This window comes from Paenibacillus sp. sgz302164 (assembly GCF_056120505.1).
In genome coordinates, this window is the sequence record NZ_JBVYOL010000014.1 from 599 (window position 1) to 21,657 (window position 21,059).

The 21,059-nt window shown below is 53.1% G+C and carries 18 protein-coding genes, 1 riboswitch and 1 other annotated feature; of the genes, 15 read left to right on the forward strand and 3 right to left on the reverse strand.

The window, feature by feature from the left end; translation table 11 throughout:
- Positions 1-113: 113 nt before the first annotated feature.
- The gene (locus AC0LWT_RS22220; RefSeq protein WP_474683468.1) at positions 114-1,403 is read right to left on the reverse strand and encodes an ammonium transporter; all 1,290 of its coding nucleotides are present in this window, start codon (positions 1,401-1,403) and stop codon (positions 114-116) included.
- A 273-nt stretch (positions 1,404-1,676) separates the two neighbouring features.
- Between AC0LWT_RS22220 and liaF the strand changes: the two genes are divergently transcribed.
- The 14 genes from liaF to AC0LWT_RS22290 all read left to right on the forward strand — a co-directional run bounded on the left by liaF (position 1,677) and on the right by AC0LWT_RS22290 (position 15,857).
- On the forward strand, positions 1,677-2,792 hold the full coding sequence (liaF, locus tag AC0LWT_RS22225; RefSeq protein ID WP_474683469.1) for a cell wall-active antibiotics response protein LiaF: 1,116 nt from the start codon (positions 1,677-1,679) through the stop codon (positions 2,790-2,792).
- 9 nt (positions 2,793-2,801) lie between these two features.
- A complete protein-coding gene (locus AC0LWT_RS22230; protein WP_474683470.1) occupies positions 2,802-3,863 on the forward strand; it encodes a HAMP domain-containing sensor histidine kinase in 1,062 nt (353 codons plus the stop codon).
- Complete coding sequence (locus tag AC0LWT_RS22235) at positions 3,860-4,510, forward strand: response regulator (protein WP_474683471.1); 651 nt, start codon at positions 3,860-3,862, stop codon at positions 4,508-4,510. The genes AC0LWT_RS22230 and AC0LWT_RS22235 overlap by 4 nt, the downstream gene beginning before the upstream one ends.
- 90 nt (positions 4,511-4,600) lie before the next feature.
- Entirely contained in the window at positions 4,601-5,014 is a 414-nt protein-coding gene (locus AC0LWT_RS22240) for a YugN family protein (RefSeq protein ID WP_474683472.1), read from the forward strand.
- Positions 5,015-5,164: 150 nt separating this feature from the next.
- Positions 5,165-6,757 (forward strand): S1C family serine protease, encoded by a 1,593-nt coding sequence (locus AC0LWT_RS22245; protein WP_474683473.1) that lies wholly within the window; start codon positions 5,165-5,167, stop codon positions 6,755-6,757.
- A 139-nt stretch (positions 6,758-6,896) separates the two neighbouring features.
- Entirely contained in the window at positions 6,897-7,586 is a 690-nt protein-coding gene (locus AC0LWT_RS22250) for a response regulator transcription factor (RefSeq protein ID WP_474683474.1), read from the forward strand.
- 3 nt (positions 7,587-7,589) lie between these two features.
- A complete protein-coding gene (locus AC0LWT_RS22255) occupies positions 7,590-9,065 on the forward strand; it encodes a sensor histidine kinase (RefSeq protein WP_474683475.1) in 1,476 nt (491 codons plus the stop codon).
- 50 nt (positions 9,066-9,115) lie between these two features.
- On the forward strand, positions 9,116-10,072 hold the full coding sequence (locus tag AC0LWT_RS22260; protein WP_474683476.1) for a 4-hydroxy-3-methylbut-2-enyl diphosphate reductase: 957 nt from the start codon (positions 9,116-9,118) through the stop codon (positions 10,070-10,072).
- A gap of 55 nt (positions 10,073-10,127) precedes the next feature.
- On the forward strand, positions 10,128-10,649 hold the full coding sequence (locus AC0LWT_RS22265) for a DUF2062 domain-containing protein (RefSeq protein ID WP_474683477.1): 522 nt from the start codon (positions 10,128-10,130) through the stop codon (positions 10,647-10,649).
- 181 nt (positions 10,650-10,830) lie between these two features.
- Positions 10,831-11,874, forward strand: a complete 1,044-nt coding sequence (aroF, locus tag AC0LWT_RS22270; RefSeq protein ID WP_474683478.1) for a 3-deoxy-7-phosphoheptulonate synthase — start codon at positions 10,831-10,833, stop codon at positions 11,872-11,874.
- Positions 11,875-12,112: 238 nt separating this feature from the next.
- Positions 12,113-13,537, forward strand: coding sequence for a type I glutamate--ammonia ligase (gene glnA / locus AC0LWT_RS22275; RefSeq protein ID WP_474683479.1), 1,425 nt, complete (start codon positions 12,113-12,115; stop codon positions 13,535-13,537).
- Between the two features lie 112 nt (positions 13,538-13,649).
- Positions 13,650-14,195 (forward strand): NADPH-dependent FMN reductase, encoded by a 546-nt coding sequence (locus AC0LWT_RS22280; RefSeq protein ID WP_474683480.1) that lies wholly within the window; start codon positions 13,650-13,652, stop codon positions 14,193-14,195.
- Positions 14,196-14,712: 517 nt separating this feature from the next.
- On the forward strand, positions 14,713-15,240 hold the full coding sequence (locus AC0LWT_RS22285) for a mismatch-specific DNA-glycosylase (protein ID WP_474683481.1): 528 nt from the start codon (positions 14,713-14,715) through the stop codon (positions 15,238-15,240).
- Complete coding sequence (locus tag AC0LWT_RS22290; protein WP_474683482.1) at positions 15,237-15,857, forward strand: NUDIX hydrolase; 621 nt, start codon at positions 15,237-15,239, stop codon at positions 15,855-15,857. Before AC0LWT_RS22285 ends, AC0LWT_RS22290 begins: the two co-directional genes overlap by 4 nt.
- Positions 15,858-16,019: 162 nt before the next feature.
- Here AC0LWT_RS22290 and AC0LWT_RS22295 read toward each other — a convergent pair whose 3' ends face one another.
- Positions 16,020-17,192, reverse strand: a complete 1,173-nt coding sequence (locus tag AC0LWT_RS22295; protein ID WP_474683483.1) for an aminotransferase class I/II-fold pyridoxal phosphate-dependent enzyme — start codon at positions 17,190-17,192, stop codon at positions 16,020-16,022.
- A 42-nt stretch (positions 17,193-17,234) separates the two neighbouring features.
- Positions 17,235-17,473 (reverse strand) — a binding site (T-box leader).
- A gap of 1,023 nt (positions 17,474-18,496) precedes the next feature.
- Positions 18,497-19,099 (reverse strand): RNA 2',3'-cyclic phosphodiesterase, encoded by a 603-nt coding sequence (gene thpR, locus AC0LWT_RS22300; protein WP_474683484.1) that lies wholly within the window; start codon positions 19,097-19,099, stop codon positions 18,497-18,499.
- A 140-nt stretch (positions 19,100-19,239) separates the two neighbouring features.
- Here thpR and serC point away from each other — a divergent pair, with 140 nt between their 5' ends.
- Positions 19,240-20,328, forward strand: coding sequence for a 3-phosphoserine/phosphohydroxythreonine transaminase (serC, locus tag AC0LWT_RS22305; RefSeq protein WP_474683485.1), 1,089 nt, complete (start codon positions 19,240-19,242; stop codon positions 20,326-20,328).
- Between the two features lie 482 nt (positions 20,329-20,810).
- Positions 20,811-21,017, forward strand: a riboswitch (cobalamin riboswitch).
- Positions 21,018-21,059 lie beyond the last annotated feature (42 nt).

The window sequence follows — 21,059 nt, forward strand, 5'->3', positions numbered from 1 at the left end:
CGCAGCGCGACAACGCGCGCTGCGCGGCACCTCCCGCCCAGCGCCACGACGCACGCCGGGAGCGGCTCTGCGCCCCTTCGATGCAGAGCGCGCTTCCCTGGCATGCGCGGAGCTTATTTGCCGCCCTTCAACTCACCCAAATCGATGAAGCCGTCTTCCTGGCTGTATGCAGGCACGCCGTGGATGCCGACGTCCAGGCCGACCAGTTCTTCATCTTTGCTGACGCGAAGCGGAACGGCGAGGTTGATCAGCTTCAGGACCCCCCATGTCAGCAAATATCCCCAGATGCAAACGACTGCAAGGCCGAGAGCCTGCACGCCGAGCAGCCCGAACCCGCCTCCGTAAAACAATCCGGCTGTTCCTTCGCGGATAGCATCCGGCTGCGCGAACAAGCCTACTGCAACGGTTCCGATACACCCGCTTATGCCGTGAACCGGGAATGCGCCTACAGGATCGTCGATTCCCTTGGATTCCAATATTTCAGTGGCATACACCATGGCGATTCCGCATACGATTCCGATAATAATGGCCGCGACGTCACTTACAAACGCACATCCGGCGGTAATCCCGACAAGGCCCGCCAATGCGCCGTTGATGACCATCGGAGGATCGGCTTTGCGGTACCGAAACATGGTGAACAAAATGCAGGTTGCGCTTCCGGCCGCAGCGGACAGCATCGTCGTTACCGCAATATGTCCGATGGAGGTATTCGTAGCGCTGAGCGTGCTTCCCGAGTTGAAGCCGAACCAGCCGAACCAGAGAATAAAGGCGCCTACGGACGCGAGCGGCAAGTTGGACGGAGGCACGATGTTGGCCGACCCGTTTGCCGAAAATTTGCCGATGCGGGGACCGATAATGATGGCTGCCGCGAGCGCCGAGAAGCCCCCGAGAGCGTGTATGACGGCGGACCCGGCAAAATCGACCATGCCCAGCTTACCCAGCCATCCGTTAGCGGCCCAAACCCAATGGCCTGCGATCGGATAAATCATTCCCGTCATGGCGATTGTATATAAAATATAGGCGCGGAAATTGATTCTCTCGGCAACGGCGCCGGATACGATAGAGATGACCGCGATAACGAAAGCACATTGAAACAGCCAGTACGTTTCATGGGATATGGATAAATCGATATGTGTCAAGTCTCCTCCCATGAAAAATCCGCTCGTGCCGATGAAGCCGCCGGCATCTTTTCCGTACATGAGCCCAAAGCCGACAAAATAAAAAATAAGTGCCCCGAAAGCGATATCGACGAACACTTTCATAATGATGCTTACCGCATTTTTTTGCCTGACAAAGCCTGCTTCCAGCAAGGCGAAGCCGCCTTCCATGAGCAAAATCATGGCTGCCGTCAGAACGACCCAAATGGTGTCCAAACCGCTGGAAAGCTGTTTAATTGCATCCATTATCCCATCTCTCCTTGTATATTGAGCAATACTTTCGCCTAAATTATACGTTTCTGATGATAAACATGTCAACGAATGACGTAAGAATACGTAACATATTATCCGTAATGTTCGTAATCTGCCAAAAAGCATGTAAGTTATTTCGCATATACCTGCAAAAACTCGGTCTCCAGACTGAGGACACCTTCAATCCCTCGTCTCTTTTCATTGCCGGCTGCATCTTATAGACTAGAGGTATCTTAACAAACACGTACACAATTGGAGGAAGCAAGCATGAATCCGAATCTGTTCGGGCGAATCTTCTGGGGGCTTATTCTTGTCACCGCAGGCGCATTTTTCCTGCTGGATCAAATGGGGCTCATCAAAATCGATATCGCGTATATCTTTTCCACTTACTGGCCAATCATTCTCATTTTCTATGGTTTGACGGGATTCGTTTGGCAGCGCAAGTATCATTGGGGAAGTTCCGTCTGGAGTGTACTGCTGTGCGGGGTAGGCACCATTTTTTTGCTTCATAACTTGAAGCTTACCGATTTGTCGATCGGGGAAATGTTTCGATACCTTTGGCCGGTGGCGCTGATTTTGTTCGGGCTGAATGTGATTTTCAAACCTTGGAAAAAGCATTCGCACGCCGATCGGGATGCTTACCGCGATGCGAAAAGAGACGCAAGGGAAGCGCGGCGCGCGGCGCTTCGCGAAGAGCGCGAGAAATACAAGCGTCAATGGAAGGAATTCAAGTGGGAGCATCATGCGTCATCCGATGCATCGGCCCATAAGGAAGACAAGCCCGAGATCAAGAGAGAACTGAGCGAAGAAGAGAAGGCGGTGCTGAAAGACATTCACGGCGAGTTTGATCCGCACAAATACGGCGATGCTTGGAAAACTGCGGAGGAAACCGCTTCGATTAACCTGTCCAAGCATGAAGACGCGACCGGCAAATCGCACCGGGGGCCCCATCACAATCACCGGCATCCGCGCTATCAAACGTTTGGCGGCGATCATTCCGGAGATACGATTCACAGGCACGGCTTTATCGGCGACGTGCACATGGGGCAGGAGCCATGGGAGCTCAAGCCGCTGCACATCTCTCATTTTATCGGGGATTCCGTCATCGATTTGACCCGCGCCTCCGTTCCTTTGGGGGAGACGCCGATTTTTGTGACGGCTTTTATCGGGGACGTGAAAATTTTTATTCCCAACGATATCGATCTGGAGGTCAAAGTGATGGCCAACTCGTTTATCGGGGATATGAAGGTACTCGATCGCCGGGAAAGCGGGTTTATGAGCAGCGTTCGGACGGAAACCGCCCATTTTGACGAGGCGCAGCGGAAGCTGATCGTGACGACCAGCATGTTTATCGGAGATATTACGATTAAAAAAATAGGTTGAGGTCGGATCATGTACAAATTGCGGATGTTCAATATGAAGTGGCAGCTTTTGAGCTACTTCTTTATTGCAAGCTTGATCATAGTGTCCAGCATCTTTATCGCGCTTGAATATTTCCAGGATTATTTCGCTTACTGGGAATTCAAAATGTGGTTTTTGATCGCCATTCTGGCGGTTTGTTTATCCACGGGCTATGTGGCAACGAGAAGGTGGCAGCGCAAAGTGGACGAACTTCACCTGGCCATGCTGGAAATATCGAAAGGCAACTTTTCCAGCCGGATTGAACTGGAACCGGTCGAGCCTTTCCTCTACCTGTATGATACGTTCAATACGATGGCTTCGGCTATCGAGGCCCGCGTACAGCTGCTGCAGCAGTTGGGCGAGGCCGAGGCGATTCGTGACCAGGAACTCACCGAAACCGCGGTTATGGAAGAAAGGCGGAGGCTTGCGCGCGATCTGCATGATACGGTCAGCCAGGAGCTGTTCGCTATCCATATGTCGGCGTCCTCGCTTCCGAAAATGCTGGAAAAAAATCCGGCCGCAGCCGAAGGCGTCATGACTCAACTGATTCAAATGTCGCATCATGCGCAAAAGCAGATGCGCGGACTCATCTCGCAGCTGAGGCCGATCGAGCTGAACGATATGACGCTGCAAGAAGCTCTGGAGAAATGGTTCCCCGAATATTGCCGGGCCCATGAACTTCAGGGCCAGCTTGATGTTATCCTCGGCGAAGCCATATCCGAAGCGATCGAGCACCAGCTGTTTCTCATCGTACAGGAAGGGATGGCGAATGTCGTTAAGCACGCTTCCGCGGAGGAAGTCCGCTTGTCGATTCACGAGCGGGAGCACCAATACATTTTGCAGCTGCAGGATAACGGCCAGGGCTTTGAACGGAGCGGCATTCCTTCGGCCTCGCACGGGCTGACGACGATGAAGGAAAGAGCGCAGAAGCTCGGCGGCGATGTGGAAATCTTCAGCAAACCGGGAGCGGGAACGAGGGTGCAGGTGAAAATTCCGCGTTTTGCGGACGATACCGAAGAAGCGATTGTCAAAAGGAGAGGAAAAGTCGAATGAGTAACGCGATAAAAATTATGATCGTCGATGATCACGATATGGTCCGGGTGGGGCTACGAACTTATATATCTTTGGAACCGGATTTGGAAGTGATCGGGGAAGCCGGCAACGGAAAAGAAGCGCTCGACCTGCTGGAGGGCGCACTTGCGGAATCGCTCCCGGACATCGTGCTGATGGATCTGACGATGCCTGTCATGGACGGTATTGCCGCCACCAAGCTGATCGGCGAAAAATATCCCCGGACCAGAGTCATCATGCTGACGAGTTTCCTGGAAGAGGCGAAGGTCGTTGAAGCGATCGAGTCCGGGGCCATCAGCTATATGCTCAAAACCGTCTCATCGGATCAGCTCGTCCATGCCATTCAGAGCGCATACCGCGGTATGCCGGTCATGAATTCCGACGTTTCTCTCGCGCTGACCAGAGGGATCCGGCAAAAAAGCGCCAAGCCTGAGGAGGACGTACTCACGACCCGCGAAAAAGAAGTGCTTCTCCTCATCGCCGATGGGAAGAGCAATAAAGAAATATCCGAAGAGCTGTTTATCAGCATCAAAACGGTAAAAACCCACGTCAGCAATTTGCTGATGAAGTGCGAGCTGGAGGACCGGACGCAGCTTGCCATCTACGCCCACCGCAAAGGATGGGTTTGACCGGAGGCGGATTCGCACATAAAATCTACATTTTGGCACATTCTAAAGCGTAAGAACTTCAATTCGAACGACTAAAGGAGTGTCAGACCCATGCAACTCATTTCTTCCTCGCTGGAGCAAGTGCAGGAGAGTTTCGGCAGTGTGCGTGAACGCTTGCATGAATTCGACTTTGCCCTGGGCGGCAACTGGGACTACGATCACGGATATTTCGACCGGCATTTGGACGAGGCGAACAAAGTTTGGCTGCGCATCCCGTTCCAAGTCGTAACCGGTCGAATCGAAGGCGACAGTGAGGCGACGGATGCCGTCGTCAGGCTCGGAACGCCTTTTGTGCTTAAGCATGTATATAATGAAGGACTCGATTACGATGCCGAAGCTGCAACTTACGGCGCGATGGTCGATCAATTTCAGACGCCTCTCGATTCCGACGCGAAAATTGAGGAAAATTGGATCGAAGAAGCGGCGGAATTACTGCAAAAAGTGGAGCAATCCTGGGCGCAATAAGCAAAATTTGTTTTTTTACCTCCCGTTTATTGATTTTTAATGTTGGTTTAAGGTTATGGGTGCATGATAGAGCCATAGACAACTAGACCTACAATATTTGGACCCCATAGCATGCACTCATTCTTATTCAAACATGGAGGTAAGAAAAATATGGAAGACAATAAAAAGGATTACAGCGATTTTTTCAAGCCGCAGAACAACGATAACGGCTCGGACAAACCGCACAACGAGCAATCATCCAACCAAGAAAGGCCTTCCTACTATTATTCTTACGGTCCTTACAAGTCGGCATTCAGCGATAACAACAGCTCGGAGCCTTTGACCACATCGGTTTCTGGCGCAGAGGGCACATCAAGCGTTGAAGTGACCCCGCCCAAAAACCTGCGTTCGTTCAGCTTCCAGTCCGAGTCGGGGCAACCGGGAGGTCCGGGGCAATGGGATTACAATACACGTAAACGTACGTCCGGCAAAAGCATTTTCGCCGCCTTCATGGCAGGCGCTCTAGTAGTTGGCGCATTGATGTTCGGAGCGGACAAAATGAATCTGTTCACAGGCCATCAACCGCTGTCAGCCAGCAGCTCTTCCGCATCGACGAAAACTTCGGCCGCTGGCTCAAGCAGCGGCAGCAACGATTTGAAAAACGTAGGACTCGACTTCGCGCGTCCGAACAACATCTCCGAGATTGCGCAAAATGCGGGTCCGGCCGTAGTCAAAGTCGAATCTTTTGTCAAGGCGAAGAAATCGACCCGCGGCAGCGGAAACTCCTTGTTCGACGATCCGTTCTTCCGCCAATTTTTCGGCGATGACGGCAGCGGCGGCAGTGGCGGTGGAAGCCAAAACGACAGCCAGCAAGATTCAGGCAGCGGCACCTTGCAGGAAGCGGGCATGGGTACAGGGTTTATTTTTGAAAAATCCGGCTACATTTTGACCAATGAGCACGTGGTCGACGGCTCCGACGAAGTTCACGTAACCGTTCAAGGCTACGACAAGCCGTTTACCGCCAAGCTGCTGGGCAACAGCTACGATCTCGACTTGGCGGTGCTCAAAATCGAAGGCGCCAAAGACTTCCCGATCCTTCCGCTCGGCAAAGCCGAAGACGTGAACGTCGGCGACTGGGTCGTCGCGATCGGCAACCCTTACGGGTTCGACCATACCGTAACCGTCGGCGTGCTCAGCGCCAAAGAGCGTCCGATCAGCATTCCGGATTCCAAGGGAACCCGCGAGTACAAACATTTGCTGCAAACCGACGCATCGATTAACCCCGGCAACTCCGGCGGTCCGCTGCTGAACTTGAACGGCGAAGTTATCGGCATCAATACGGCGGTAAGCGCGCAGGCGCAAGGCATCGGATTTGCGATTCCGACCAGCACGATCTCATCCGTTCTCGAAAACTTGAAAAACAACGTGGAAATTCCAAAAGAGCCGGTTCCGTATTTGGGCGTAGGCTTGCAGGATATCGGCAAGGATTGGGTCAGCGAACTGAAGCTTGAAAATACGGACGGCGCCCTTGTAGGCAGCGTTCAGCGCAAAAGCCCAGCTTTCCAAGCCGGACTGCGCCAATATGACGTCATCGTCGATATTAACGGCGCCAAAGTGAAAAGCTCGCAAGATCTGATCACGAAAGTTCAGGCGACCAAAGTGGGCGACAAAGTGACGCTGGGTGTTATCCGCGACGGCAAACGCATGGAAGTCCCCGTAACGATAGGCGATAAAAACACATTGTCGGCGACAACCAACAAATAAGACTCAGTTGCATTAAAGGAAGTGGAGACCCGCGGCCGCAAGCTTGCAGGCTCTGCTTTCTTTTTGCTTTCGCGCGATTTTGTTACAATGTATATATCAGGGTTGTAAAATGAAGGGTACAAGAAAGGCGGCTGCTTGCATGAGAGAAAAAATTTTAGTAATAGACGATGACGAAAAAATCACTTCAATGTTGAGGCGGGGCCTTGCCTTTGAAGGATATATGGTAGTGACCGCAAGCAATGGCGCCGAAGGCTTGAAGCAGACGCTGCTGAACGATCCGAATCTGATCGTTCTCGATGTGATGATGCCGCAGATCGACGGCTGGGAGGTCGTGCGCCGGGTTCGCGAGAGCGGCAGCGAGGTGCCGATTCTGATGCTGACAGCCAAGGACGAAATCAGCGACCGGGTCAAAGGTCTCGACCTCGGCGCCGACGATTACCTCGTGAAGCCTTTCGCGCTCGAGGAATTGCTGGCGCGGGTCCGCGTACTGCTGCGCAGACGCGCTGAGCGTCCGGAGCAGCCGACAAACCGGCTGACTTACGAAGATGTGACGCTCGATCTGGATACGCGCGAAGTTTTTCGCGAAGACAAGCTTGTCGAGCTGACGACGAAGGAGTTCGATCTGCTGCATTTGTTTATGCTGAATCCGAAGCGGGTGCTGTCACGGGACATCATCATGGAAAAAATTTGGGGCTACGATTACAGCGGCGAATCCAACGTGCTCGAAGTTTACATCGCCCTGCTTCGCCAAAAAACAGAAGAACACGGGCACAAGCGGATCATCCAGACAGTCCGCGGCGCCGGCTACGTGTTGAGAGGGGAATCGTAAGCGATGTCTCTCCGCCTCCGACTAACGCTCTGGTATTCCGGCATATTGGCGGTGACCATGCTTGTTTTCGGTATCGGGCTTTATTTTTTTCTGAACTATTTTTTGTATGATGGCGTGAAAAGCGATCTCAAAGAGGAAGCCGAAATGAGCTATTCCCGCGTGCAAAAAAGCGTCGCTCTTTCGATCAAAGGGCTGGTCATCGATCTGGAGCTGGAGAACAGAGACTTGAATTCCAATAACATCTCATTGCAGCTGTACAACGTAAAGCTCAAAACGGTGACCCGTTCGGCATTGCTGCTATACAACGGCATTGCTCTGCCTGTTCCGCCGCTTGACAAATTTGCGCATACACCGTCTTATTTTGAAAAGACGAAAGTAGCCGGGAACCAGGATATCCTCATTTATCACATGGGAATATACGGGAGCCTGGACAGACCGGATGAATTGGTCGGGGTGCTGGAGGCTGCTTTTCCGATCGGACACTATGAGTCGACCCTGCTCAAATTGCGTTATGCGCTGGTATTCTGGGCTTTGATTACGATTGTTCTGGCTGCATCCTTGGGCTGGTTCATGTCCAGAAAAGCGTTGATGCCTATCGATCAGGTCATCGAGGCGGCGAATCAGATCGAGAGCGGGACTGACCTTGAGAAGCGGATTCTTTATGACGGTCCGCAGGATGAAATCGGCCGCTTGACGGAAACGATCAACGGAATGCTGTCCCGCATTCAAGTGACGTATTCCGATCTGGAGGAAGCTTACCGGGCTCAGCGCCGCTTTGTATCGGATGCTTCCCACGAGCTGCGGACGCCGCTTACGACGATACGCGGGAATGTGGATTTGCTTGAGAAAATGTGGAAGCAGACTTCCGGCAATGCGCAGCTCGCCACGCCGGATCAAATGCAAATATCGCTGGAAGCGATGCAGGATATCGCCGGTGAAGCGCAGCGCATGAGCAGGCTGGTGAACGATCTGCTCGCGCTTGCGCGGGCGGATGCGGGAGTGCAGATGGAGATGTCCGAGCTCGATATGCTGCCGCTTGTTCAGGAGGTCATACGCCGAACGCAATTTTTGTCGCGTACAGCCGACTGGCAGGTGGGCGATCTGGATGCGCTGAACGACGCCGTCGTGCAGGGAAACCGCGACTATTTGCAGCAGCTTTTGTTCATTTTCATCGAAAATGCTTTCAAATATACGCCGTCAGGCGTCGTCATGCTCGATGCGCTTCGCTCGCCGGGCCTTGTCGGGCTGCGGATCGCCGATACCGGGATCGGCATGAACAAGGAAGATGTGCCGCACATTTTCGACCGTTTTTATCGCGCGGATCTGTCCAGAGGCCAGACGAGCGGCACAGGACTCGGCTTGTCGATCGCCAAATGGATTATTGACGAGCACCGCGGCTCGATCGAAGTTACAACCCGCAAAGACGAAGGCAGCACTTTCATCATCTGGCTTCCCGCCAACTTCCCTCTAACCGTTTAATCCGTTATAATGAAAGAACAAAACTTATATCCGGAGCAGGTGGAGCAAGCATGAAAGTTGTCAAAATATCGCCAAGAGGCTACTGCTACGGCGTCGTAGACGCAATGGCTTTGGCTATGCAAACGGCTAAAAACCTGAATCTGCCAAGGCCTATATATATATTAGGAATGATCGTGCATAATTCGCACGTGACCGACTTCTTTAAGGAAGAAGGCGTAATTACGCTCGACGGCGAGAATCGTCTGGACATTTTGGAGCAAATCGATACCGGAACGGTCATCTTTACGGCGCACGGCGTTTCTCCGGAAGTAAGGCGCATGGCGCGGGAAAAGGGGCTTACCGTCGTTGACGCCACATGTCCGGACGTTACCAAAACCCATGACCTGATCCGCGAAAAGGCTGCCGATGGCTATGACGTGATATATATCGGCAAGAAGGGCCATCCCGAGCCGGAAGGCGCTGTCGGAGTCGCTCCGGGACACGTGCATCTGATCGAGAAGCTGGAGGAAGCGGAGAAGCTGGACATCCGTTCGGAACGAATTATTATTACGAATCAAACGACGATGAGCCAGTGGGACATCAAACATATTATGAACCGCCTGCTGGAGCTGTTTCCCAAAGCCGAAATTCACAATGAAATATGTCTGGCTACCCAGGTACGGCAGGAGGCGGTGGCCGAGCAGGCTAAAGAAGCCGATCTGGTCATCGTCGTCGGAGATCCGAAGAGCAACAATTCCAACCGTCTGGCCCAAGTATCGGAGGAAATTGCGGGCGTCAAGGCGTACCGGATATCCGATATCACCGAGTTGGACCGGAACTGGCTTGCCCATGTTCGCCAGGTAGGCGTCACTTCGGGCGCTTCCACGCCGACTCCGATCACCAAAGAGGTCATTGCGTATTTGGAGAGCTACGATCAGAAAGACGAAACCACTTGGGAAATGAAACGTACTATAAATATGAAGAAGCTCATTCCGGCTGCAAAATCCAAAACAGCGGCGAACGAGTAATTGTTACCAATTCAACTTGATAGGATTGAGAACCGGCATGCAAAGTGCACAGAAGGTGAAACCCAAACATATTCGCTACGATTGGAAAAGCACCAAGAAATGGTTCAAGTATAAGTATTTGCTGCTTTTGCGTGCCAAAGGGGGGCCGTCAAAAGTAGCGCGGGGATTTTCGATCGGTTTGGCAGTCGAAATGTTCACGCTGCCTACGGCCGGATTTGCCTTCCTTCTCATCTTTCCTCTAGTATATTTGCTAAGAGCGAATTTGGCGGGGGCATTAATCGGATTTGTGTTCGGCAAAATCATTTATATCCCGCTCGCATTTTTGAACAAGCATGTCGGAGACCTGCTGGTTCCTAAGCCTTTCAAACATTATCTCATTCATCATTTGCCCGACCTGTTATCGAATATTATCCGCGGAAGCCTGGATTTGATCGTAGGCGGGATGGTCGTTGGAACGATGCTCGGCATTATTATGTATTTCCCTATTTTATTGCTGCTGAAATATCATACGAACCGCAGGAAAGAAAAGCGCAGAATTCGCAAGGCGGAGCTCCTTTTGCCGAACGGCGCGGAATAAAAATAAATTAGTGCTTGACGAACTTTCGTCAAGCATTGTATATTTACTTTAGTGATTAAAAGCGTAGAAGCGAGCAAGCGTTTAAGCATTTAAGCGTTCAAGGGGTTATGCGACAAGTTGGAGCAACACAGTTTATCGGCCAGCAGTAGACTGGTTCATATTTTAAGGAGCGTGAATTCAGATGATCGCAATTACATCGAACAAAATTTCCGGCGAGCGGATCCAGGAGCTCGTTCAATGGATTGAAAAGCACGACGTGCAAGCGCACGTATCCAAAGGGGAAGACCGCACGGTTATCGGTATTATCGGCAAAGCGGATCCCAAGATGGCGGAGCAGCTTCGTCAAATGTCGGGAGTTGAGCAAGTGGTGAAAATTTCCAAATCCTACAAGCTGGCGAGCCGTGACTTCCACCCGGCCGATACGGTGATCAAGATCAAAGACGTGGAAATCGGCGGAGAGCAGCTCGTCATCATGGGCGGCCCTTGCGCGGTGGAATCTCCGGAGCAAATCGACGAGATCGCCCGTCTGGTCAAAGCCGCAGGCGGCCAAGTGCTCCGCGGCGGCGCATTCAAGCCGAGAACAGGTCCTTACAGCTTCCAGGGCGTAGGCGTCGAAGGCTTGATCATGATGGCCGAAGCGGGCAAAAAGCACGGCCTTCTGACCATCACGGAAGTGATGACGCCGGAATACGTGGACGTATGCGCGGAATACGCAGATATCCTGCAGGTGGGAACGCGCAATATGCAAAACTTCGATCTGCTTCGCAAATTGGGAACGATTCAGACGCCTGTACTGTTGAAGCGCGGCTTCAGCTCTACATATGACGAGTTCCTGAACGCGGCCGAATACATTCTTGCAGGCGGAAATCCGAACGTTATGCTCTGCGAACGCGGAATCCGAACATTTGAAACCTACACGCGCAACACACTGGATCTTTCGGCAATTCCGGTGCTCAAACAGCTCAGCCACCTGCCTGTCATTTCCGATCCGAGCCACGGCACGGGCCGCCGCGAACTGGTAGAGCCGATGACCAAAGCATCGGTTGCAGCCGGAGCGGACGGTTTGATTATCGAAATGCATACGGATCCTGATAATTCAATGACAGGCGACGGCGTGCAATCCCTGTTCCCGGATCAATTTGCCAAATTGCTGGTCGATTTGGAAAAGCTCGCACCGCTTCTCGGAAAGAAATTCGATACGAAAAAAGAGCCGATTCTGGCTTAAATAAAGCTCTCACCGGAGGCTGCGCTTCTTCGAAAACGAAGAAGCCGGCCTTTTTCCTGCTTTTTTCACAAATCTGTGAACAGTGTAAGCATAGCTGACACATCCATAAAAAATACCTGACATAAGTATTGACGGTAAGAAGTTAAAAGCTATATAATATGTGCAAGATAACAAGAAAAAGTTGAACAATCATCATGCAAAGTACGTTGAATGTACGGAAATAGGAGGTATTTTTAAAATGTCAGTTCAAAACGTGTTGAACCTCATCAAGGAAAAAAACATCGAGTGGGTAGATTTCCGTTTCGTAGGTCTTTCCGGTAAACAGCAGCATATTTCTTTGCCTGCGACGGAAGTGGACGAAGATACTTTCGTAAACGGCGTAGCTTTTGACGGTTCCTCTATCCCGGGCTTCCGTGGTATCGAACAATCTGACATGGTTATGATGCCAGATACCGAGACTGCGTATGTAGATCCTTTTACAGCGCATCCGACTTTGGTTATTATGAGCAACATTCATACTCCAGAGGGCGAACGCTATGACCGCGATCCTCGCAGCATCGCTCAAAAAGCTGAAGAGTACCTGCAAACTACAGGTATCGGTACAACTGCAAATTTTGCTCCTGAATCCGAGTTCTTCATCTTTGACGATGTGCGTTACGAGTCCGGCATGAACAAATCCTACTTTGAAGTGGATTCCGAAGAAGCAGCGTGGAACTCCGGCCGCAAAGAAGAAGGCGGAAACCTGGCTTACAAAATCCCTGTTAAAGGCGGTTACGTTCCAGTAGCTCCAACCGACAGCCAACAGGACATTCGTTCCGAAATGTGCCGTCTGCTTGCGGATACAGGTCTTCGCATCGAGCGTCACCATCACGAAGTTGCTACAGCGGGTCAAGCTGAAATCAACTTCCGTTTCGACACTTTGACTAAAACTGCAGACAACCTGCTCAAATACAAATACATCGTTTCCAACACAGCTAGACAATACGGCAAAGTGGCAACATTCATGCCAAAACCTCTGTTCGGCGACAACGGCAGCGGTATGCACGTTCATATGTCCATCTTCAACGGCGGAGAGCCTCTGTTCTATGAAAAAGGCGCTTACGCGAACTTGAGCGAAATGGCTATGCATTATATCGGCGGTATCCTGTACCACGCTCCTGCGCTGATCGCAATCACAAACCCAAGCACGAACTCTTTCAAACGTCTGGTTCCTGGTTACGAAGCGCCGGTTAACCTGGTATTCTCCAAAGGCAACCGTTCCGCAGCCGTTCGTATTCCGATCGCAGCTGTGACTCCTAAAGGCTGCCGCATCGAGTTCCGTACTCCGGACAGCACGGCTAACCCATACCTTGCTTTCGCAGCTATGCTGATGGCGGGTCTTGACGGTATCAAAAAGAAAATCGATCCGACCGCTCTTGGTTACGGTCCTTTCGACAAAAACATCTATGAAATGTCCGATGCTGAAAAAGCGGAAATCCGCAGCGTTCCTGGCACGCTGGACGAAGCTTTGGACGCTCTTGCGGCAGATTCCGACTTCTTGCTTGAAGGCGGCGTATTTACGCAAGATTTCATCGACAACTACATCGAATTCAAACGCGGAGAAGCAAAACAAGTGGCTATCCGCATTCATCCGCACGAGTACTCCCTGTACTTCGATTGCTAATCTGTACGCTCTTATACTATTATTAAACAAGCTGGTTCTTCGGCAGTCATTTGCCGGAGGACCAGTTTTTGCATCTAAATACGACACCCACTGACGGGAAGGATGAGCTGGAATGAACATAGCCTTACTTGCGGGAAGCAATCGGAAAGCGGCAGCGAGCACGGGGCTGGCCAAATATATCAAGCAAGCGATCGAGCGGAAGGGCAATCAGGCTGTGTTGATTGATTTGTATGCAGCGCCTCTGCCGTTTTATTCGCCCGATACGGTATATACCGATCACGAAGGGCTGGCCGCGCTGGCAAAAGCGATGCTGGGTGCCGACGGCATCGTGCTCGCATCGCCGGAATATCACGGCAGCATGACCGGCGTTCTCAAAAATGCGCTCGATCACCTTGGGCAGGATCATTTTAAGGGCAAAGCCGTGCTCGCAGCCAGTTCCGCCGGAGGGGCGGTCGGCGTCAGCACGCTCCAACATATGCAAGTAACGGTGCGCAACCTGCACGGCATCAACTGCCCGGAATGGATCTCGATCGGCGGCGATCAGAGAGCAGGCTTTGAAGACGGGCCTATAGAAGCCCAGATAAGCCCCAATGTGCAAGCCCGCGTTCACCGGGCGGTTGACGCTTTTCTGCATCTGGCGGGCTTGCTTAGGAAATAAGCATGGCTCTAGCCGGATGGGGGGGGCTGGAGCCCTAAAGTTTGGCGCGGCCGTTCATGAAACGGCTGGCTGAGCAGCCCGGAAAACCTGCGAAAGTGCAGGTTTTTTCCGGGAAAGCGGCTCGTTTTGGCGAAATTCCTGCAATTGTGCAGGAATTTTCGATGAAAATGAGCCTGAGCCCGCGCATTCGATGAAAACCTGCACATTTGCAGGAATTTTTCGTTGCCGGCGTATTGACGAGCAAAAACCTGCACTTTTGCAGGTTTTCTTCGCGCAGCCGGGCAGATGTGCTGCTGGGCCAAGCAGGCTGCCCTGTGTCAATGCGCAGCCAGAGCTGTAACGGTACCGCCGATGATTTCCGGCGGTCATCTCCAGCGGACTGTACTAAAGCCATGAATCTTGGCTGAGGAACTGGCCGGACTCCATTGCAAGCTTGGCGTGTCAATGCCTTTTAGTGGTAAAATGATAGAGAATTGGAGAACGAACGAATAGCGGGAAGAGCGGCAAGGAGAAACCCATGGAAGCAAAGCCAATAACCGACCATTTGCAGCATCATTTGCGGATTCTTTTTATCGGCTACAATCCGAGTATCCGCTCGGGAGAGACGGGCCATCATTATGCGAGCCCAAGCAACCGTTTTTATCGCATTTTGCATGCGGCTGGGTTGACGGATCGCTTGTACAAGCCTCAGGAGGACGGGGACATGCTCCGCCTTGGTTACGGCTTCACGAATATTGTCGCCAGACCTACCCTGACGGCCGCCGAGATTGCGCCGGAGGAATATAAGGAAGGCCGGGAGATTTTGCGCAAAAAAATCGAAATTTACCGGCCGCGAGTCGCATGTTTCGTCGGAAAAGGCGTGTATGAGCAGTACAGCGGCAGACGGGGAATGGCCTGGGGAGTACAGCCGGAACCGGTCGTGCCCGGCGTCATCGAATATGTGTGTCCCTCCTCCAGCGGCCTCGTTCGCATGAAATTGGAGGAGATGGTGTCAATATTTGGCGGGATGCTGACGTTAAGCGAAGCAGAGGAGGATAAAGGATGAACATTCCATGGCTCGAATGGGCGAAACAAATTCAGGCGATCAGTCAGGCCGGGCTTGAGTATGGCGAAAACGGGTACGATCTGGAGCGCTACGAGGCGCTGCGCAGCATCAGTGTCGAGATGATGAGCTACTTTACCGAAACGCCGGTTGAAAAGGTGAGAGAGCTGTTTGCCAGCGATTCGGGCTATGCGACGCCGAAAGTGGATGTAAGAGCCGTCGTCTTCAGGGAGGACAAGATTTTGCTTGTCCGCGAAAGAGCAGACGGCGCCTGGTCTATGCCCGGAGGCTGGGCGGATATCGGCTACACGCCCTCCGAGGTCGCCGTCAAGGAGACCAAGGAGGAAGCCGGCTACGACGTCAAGCCGGTCCGTTTGCTGGCGCTGCTGGACAAAAAGCGCCACCCGCACCCGCCCTCGCCGAACCACGTGTACAAGATATTCATCTTGTGCGAACTGGAAGGCGGCGAGGCGTTGACGGACGCCCTGGAGACGACGGGCGTCGGCTTTTTCGGCGAGAGCGAGCTGCCGCCGCTCTCGATCGAGCGGAACACCGCCTGCCAGGTGCAGCGAATGTTCGAGCTTTACCGCAGCCCCGGTTCGCAGGCGCTGCTTGATTAGCATAACGTTGCAAGCATACGTTCAAACTGTACCGAATCGTTCAAGTTTTAAACGTAATCCCAAAAAGCTTTTGTGAATGTAACGAGCCGAGACACCCTTATTTCGTGGTAAACTGTCCGTTTGAACGATGGGGGAACCGGTTCGTTACAATGCAGCTGCCGGTCAGAGCGTTTGAAGGAATGCGTAAATCCGTTCCAACGCTTCGTCCAGCAAAACCTGCGAAGTCGCGTAGGAGCAGCGGACAAACCCTTCTCCGCCGGAGCCGAAAACTTGCCCGGGAACGGTTACGACATTGGCCTCCTGCAGCAGCCTGTGAGCAAACTGTTCCGAGCTTAACCCGGTATGCGCGATCGAAGGAAACGCATAGAAGGAGCCCAGCGGTTCGTGGCAGGGAAGCCCGACCTGCCTTAAGCCTTGGACGAACGACTTCCGGCGCTTATTGTAGGAGGCGATCATCCGGTCTTTTTCCTCCAGGCCGTTCCGGAGGGACTCGATAGCGGCAATCTGGCCCAAAATAGGCGCGCACATGAGCGTGTACTGGTGAATTTTCAGCATCGCCGAAATGAGCTCCCGGTGGCCGCACACATAGCCGACCCGCCATCCGGTCATGGCGAACGCCTTCGAAAAGCCGCTGACCACCAGCGTCCGGTCTTTCATTCCGGGCAGCGAAGCGAAGCTGACGTGTGTGCTGCCGTACGTCAACTCGGCGTAAATTTCATCCGAAATTACTACGAGGTTGCGTTCTTCCACAATTTTAGCTATCGGCAGCCAGTCCTCGCGGGTCATAATTCCGCCTGTCGGATTGTTCGGGTAACAAAGCACAAGCACTTTGGAACGGGGAGTCAGCTTTGCTTTCAGCGACTCTGCCGTAAGCTTGAACTGATCTTCGGCAAAAGTTTCGACAGCTACGGGCTTGCCCCCGCCCAGAAACGTAATCGGCGAATAAGAAATGTAGCAGGGGACCGGGATCAAAATTTCATCGTCCTGCGTAATCAGGGCGCGCAAGGCCAGATCGATGGCTTCGCTGCTGCCTACGGTAACCATGATTTCGTCAGCGGGGTCGTACGTCACCTGAAAGCTAGCGGACAAGTACTCCGCAATCGCCTCCCGCAGCTCGGGCAGCCCGGCGTTGGGCGTGTACGAGGTTTTGCCTTTTTCCAGCGCATGAATGCAGGCGTCCCGGACGTGCTTTGGCGTAACGAAATCCGGCTCGCCTACGCCAAGCGAGATTACGTCTTTTCTGCCTGCCGTGAAATCGAAAAACTTGCGGATGCCCGAAGGCGGCATATCGCGCACCGCAGGCGTCAATAGTTCCCTTATGGATGAATGAGTCATGCTGGTTTCCTCCTTTTTTTGGAAAACAAAAAAACCCGCCCCATAAGGGACGAGTTATTACCCGTGTTACCACCCTAGTTTCACTTCATGCGAAGCGACACTCCGTTCACGTATCCATCAATACGTGTTCCCGTTAACGCTGGAATTGCGGCAGCACCTACTTGGTTTTCAGCCTGCTTCTCGGAGATGGCTTTCGGTTATCGTCTGAACGTTGGCTCGCACCTGCCCCAACTCTCTGCGGATCAGCCGGATAACTTACTCTTTCTCTTCACAGAATTTCGAACTCATATCAAGTTGAGGTTATTATAAGCATAGACGCTGGAAAAAAGCAAGACCTAAATTATTCAACTCGCTGAAAAGTGGGGAGCAGGTATCGCATGCAGGCCCCTGGGACAAGGCGGCTTGGCAGGGGAAAGCCTGCGAAAGTGCAGGTTTTTTCTGTAATCAATGGGTCATTTTGGCGAAAATCCTGCGATTGTGCAGGAATTTTCGATAAAAATGAACCAAAGCCCATATTCGCGGCGAAAAGCCTGCACAATTGCAGGAATATGTCGTAGCCAGCGTGTCAACCGAGTAAAAACTGCACTTTTGCAGGTTTTCTTCGCGAAATCAGGTGAATTGTGCGTCAGGTTCAGGCATGTGAGGTTCTGGGAAGCTTGCAAAAAGAAAGTGCAGGGATTTTCGCCCAAAAGACAAAGAGACGGGGCTTTAGTCGCCTAACCTGACAGTATTGGCGGGTATCGGCGGGAGCGACATCGGTGGGTGCTGATGGAAGTTGGCGCTGCGAGAGCGGCACCGGCGTGAGCGGGCAGTGGCGAGCGCGACAGGCGGAAGCCGGAGCTAGCGGAAGCGGCTCATCGACGAAAGCGGCGAGCCTCACTGGGCGCGGGTATCAGCGGAAGCAGGCGCCCACGAAAGCGGCATTGACGAGCGAGCGCGGGTACCGGCGTGAGCGGGCGCCCGCGAAAGCAGCATCGACGAGCATGGGTACCGATAGCGGCGGCAGTGAGAGCCAGCGGAAGCAGGCGCCCACGAAAGCGGCATTGACGAGCGAGCGCGGGTACCGGCGTGAGCGGGCGCCCGCGAAAGCAGCATCGACGAGCATGGGTACCGATAGCGGCGGCAGTGAGAGCCAGCGGAAGCAGGCGCCCGCGAAAGCAGCATTGGCGAGCGCGGGCACCGGTAGCGGCGGCAGTGAGAGCACCATTGGCGAGCGCGGGCACCAGTAGCGGCGGCAGTGAGAGCCAGCGTGAGCGAGCAGTCAGTGGCGGGAGCGAGCGCCGCTGGAAGCCGGCCGCGCGGCGTCAGTGCAGACCCGGCGCGCCCAGCGGGAACGCGCCGAGCGGCTCGTAGGCCGGCTGTCGGCCCAGGTGGCTGCGGTAGAGGACGATGTCCTCTACCCGCCACGCGGCCCAGCCGGCCGCAGGCGCCGCCTCCGCCAGCGCGGCGCGCCGGAAGGGCCCCGCCGCTGCGCGGTAGCGGCGGGCCAGTGTGATGTGCGGCCGGTAGGGGCGAGCCTCGGCCGGGAAGCCGTGGCGGGCGCAGGCGCCGCTAACTTCGCGCTGGAGCTTGCCCAGCGCATCGAGGTCGCCGGCAACGCCCGCCCACAGCACCGTCGGCGCCGCCGGCGGCCCGAACACGCCGAGTCCTTCGGCGTGCAGGGCTAGCGGTGTCGCCGACGCGGCGAGCTGGCGCAGGTCGTGCGCCAGCGCTTCCGCAGTCCCGGCGGATGCGTCGCCGAGGAAGCAAAGCGTAATGTGGACGTCCTGCGGATGCGTCCACTTGTGAAAAGGCAGCTTCTCCTGAGCGCTGCCTTTCCACGCGTCCAGCGCCGCTTTGGACGCGTCGGGGAGACGGATGCCGACGAACAGCCGGTACGGGTCGGCGGAAAAATTTTGAAGAGACATACTATTCCTCCTAGAGCTTTGTATTGGTGCCGTTTGACATGCGGACTTAAAGCTTAGCATGTCCAGCAGAGGTTTTACTTGATGCGTGAGGCGAATCTTGCTATCATAACCATAGTATATTAAGCAAAGGTGGGTTATTCATGAGCAATCGTGCGTATAATTTTAATGCGGGGCCTGCGGCGCTTCCGCTCGAAGTGCTGCAAAAGGCGCAGGAGGAGCTTGTCGAATTTAAAGGAATCGGCATGTCGATTATGGAAATCTCCCACCGCAGCGCGGAATATGAGCAGGTCCACAACGAAACTCAGCAGCTGCTCAAACAAATTTTCGGCATTCCGGAAGGGTATCAGGTGCAATTTCTGCAAGGCGGTGCGAGCACGCAGTTTGCCATGATTCCGATGAACTTCCTCAAACAGGGCAAAGTGGGCAGCTATGTTCTGACCGGCGCTTGGGCGGAGAAAGCGGTTCAGGAAGCGGGATTGTTCGGCGAAGTGTCCATCGCAGCCAGCTCGAAAGAGCAAAAGTTTATGAAAATTCCGGATTTAAGCGAAATCAACATTCATCCGGATGCAGCCTATTTGCACCTCACTTCCAATGAAACGATCGAAGGGGCGCAGTTCCAAAGCTTTCCGGACACAGGCAGCGTGCCGCTGATCGCCGATATGTCCAGCGACATTTTGAGCCGTCCTGTCGATGTGTCGAAATTCAGCATGATCTACGCGGGCGCGCAAAAAAACCTCGGTCCGTCCGGCGTTACCGTCGCTATCCTGAAAGAGGACATGCTCCAGGATTTGCCAAAAACCATTCCAACGATGCTGCGCTATGAAATCCATGGCAAAAACAACTCGTTGTATAATACGCCGCCGGTGTACTCCATCTACATGGTAAACCTTGTGCTGAAATGGATTCAAGAGCAGGGCGGACTTGCGGCCATCGAGAAAAACAACCTCGAAAAAACAGGCCTGATCTACAGCGCGATCGATCAAAGCGGAGGCTTCTACCGCAGTCCGGTCGATGCGGGCAGCCGTTCGATGATGAACGTGACGTTCCGTCTGCAGGATGAGGAGCTTGAGAAGAAATTTATTAAAGAGTCCGAGCAGAACGGCTTTGTCGGTTTGAAAGGCCATCGCAGCGTAGGCGGATTAAGAGCTTCGACTTACAACGCGGTAACGTACGCTTCCTGCAAAGCGTTGGCTGACTTTATGGCCGATTTCCAAAAGCGCAACGGATAAATCGACCGGCTGGACTTGTATCATTCAATTTTTAAAGCTATTCAGGGCGTTGTTCCGTCCCTGGATAGCTTTGTTTGGTGTTTTGGCATAAAATTGGATTTATTTGGGAGAGAGGGCTTCGTCCCGTTGTTGTTGCATGGGGTCCTAAAGGCCTATGAGGATGCTGGCATGGACCTATTTTTTTGTTTTTGGTGCACCACTTTCGTACCGGATTATCCCCAGTTTATCCCCAGATTTGCAAGCGAATATCCCCAGCGCATTGCTCTGAATGATGAAATCAGGACTCCGATTTAGCCCGCGCCGGACAAGGAACAGCCGAAAATGACGTTCCTTATTTTGCCATTTCACGCCTTTTATCCACATTTTTTTTGCCGTTTTTTATAGCTGAACGAGGCTTCCGAAATGAGAGATTTTCGAGGTTTGATAGTCGGATTTGCTCATTGACAAACACTATATCTTGATATAAATTGAAATCTATCAACTATATCTCGTGATGGATAGGTGCTTCGCGTTCTAGAGACACGCACGAAGCTTAATAGGGAAGTCCGGTGCAAATCCGGCGCGGTCCCGCCACTGTTCAGGAGGAGTTTTCATCCGATTGCCACTGGCTTGCTCCGATAGGAAAGCCGGGAAGGCGGATGGGAATGATGATCCCAAGCCAGGAGACCTGCCTATTCGTAAGAATCACCCCTACGGCAGATAGGAAGGTGTCCAGACTCCCACTCCAGTGG

What these genes read in the sequence shown, in the direction of transcription:
- AC0LWT_RS22240 (WP_474683472.1), top strand. Translation starts at nt 4,601, where the DNA reads ATGCAACTCATTTCTTCCTCGCTGGAGCAAGTGCAGGAGAGTTTCGGC.
- AC0LWT_RS22250 (WP_474683474.1), top strand. Translation starts at nt 6,897, where the DNA reads ATGAGAGAAAAAATTTTAGTAATAGACGATGACGAAAAAATCACTTCA.
- liaF (WP_474683469.1), top strand. Translation starts at nt 1,677, where the DNA reads ATGAATCCGAATCTGTTCGGGCGAATCTTCTGGGGGCTTATTCTTGTC.
- AC0LWT_RS22290 (WP_474683482.1), top strand. Translation starts at nt 15,237, where the DNA reads ATGAACATTCCATGGCTCGAATGGGCGAAACAAATTCAGGCGATCAGT.
- AC0LWT_RS22245 (WP_474683473.1), top strand. Translation starts at nt 5,165, where the DNA reads ATGGAAGACAATAAAAAGGATTACAGCGATTTTTTCAAGCCGCAGAAC.
- AC0LWT_RS22280 (WP_474683480.1), top strand. Translation starts at nt 13,650, where the DNA reads ATGAACATAGCCTTACTTGCGGGAAGCAATCGGAAAGCGGCAGCGAGC.
- AC0LWT_RS22260 (WP_474683476.1), top strand. Translation starts at nt 9,116, where the DNA reads ATGAAAGTTGTCAAAATATCGCCAAGAGGCTACTGCTACGGCGTCGTA.
- AC0LWT_RS22220 (WP_474683468.1), bottom strand. Translation starts at nt 1,403, where the DNA reads ATGGATGCAATTAAACAGCTTTCCAGCGGTTTGGACACCATTTGGGTC.
- AC0LWT_RS22230 (WP_474683470.1), top strand. Translation starts at nt 2,802, where the DNA reads ATGTACAAATTGCGGATGTTCAATATGAAGTGGCAGCTTTTGAGCTAC.
- AC0LWT_RS22235 (WP_474683471.1), top strand. Translation starts at nt 3,860, where the DNA reads ATGAGTAACGCGATAAAAATTATGATCGTCGATGATCACGATATGGTC.
- AC0LWT_RS22255 (WP_474683475.1), top strand. Translation starts at nt 7,590, where the DNA reads ATGTCTCTCCGCCTCCGACTAACGCTCTGGTATTCCGGCATATTGGCG.
- serC (WP_474683485.1), top strand. Translation starts at nt 19,240, where the DNA reads ATGAGCAATCGTGCGTATAATTTTAATGCGGGGCCTGCGGCGCTTCCG.
- thpR (WP_474683484.1), bottom strand. Translation starts at nt 19,099, where the DNA reads ATGTCTCTTCAAAATTTTTCCGCCGACCCGTACCGGCTGTTCGTCGGC.
- AC0LWT_RS22295 (WP_474683483.1), bottom strand. Translation starts at nt 17,192, where the DNA reads ATGACTCATTCATCCATAAGGGAACTATTGACGCCTGCGGTGCGCGAT.
- glnA (WP_474683479.1), top strand. Translation starts at nt 12,113, where the DNA reads ATGTCAGTTCAAAACGTGTTGAACCTCATCAAGGAAAAAAACATCGAG.
- AC0LWT_RS22285 (WP_474683481.1), top strand. Translation starts at nt 14,713, where the DNA reads ATGGAAGCAAAGCCAATAACCGACCATTTGCAGCATCATTTGCGGATT.
- aroF (WP_474683478.1), top strand. Translation starts at nt 10,831, where the DNA reads ATGATCGCAATTACATCGAACAAAATTTCCGGCGAGCGGATCCAGGAG.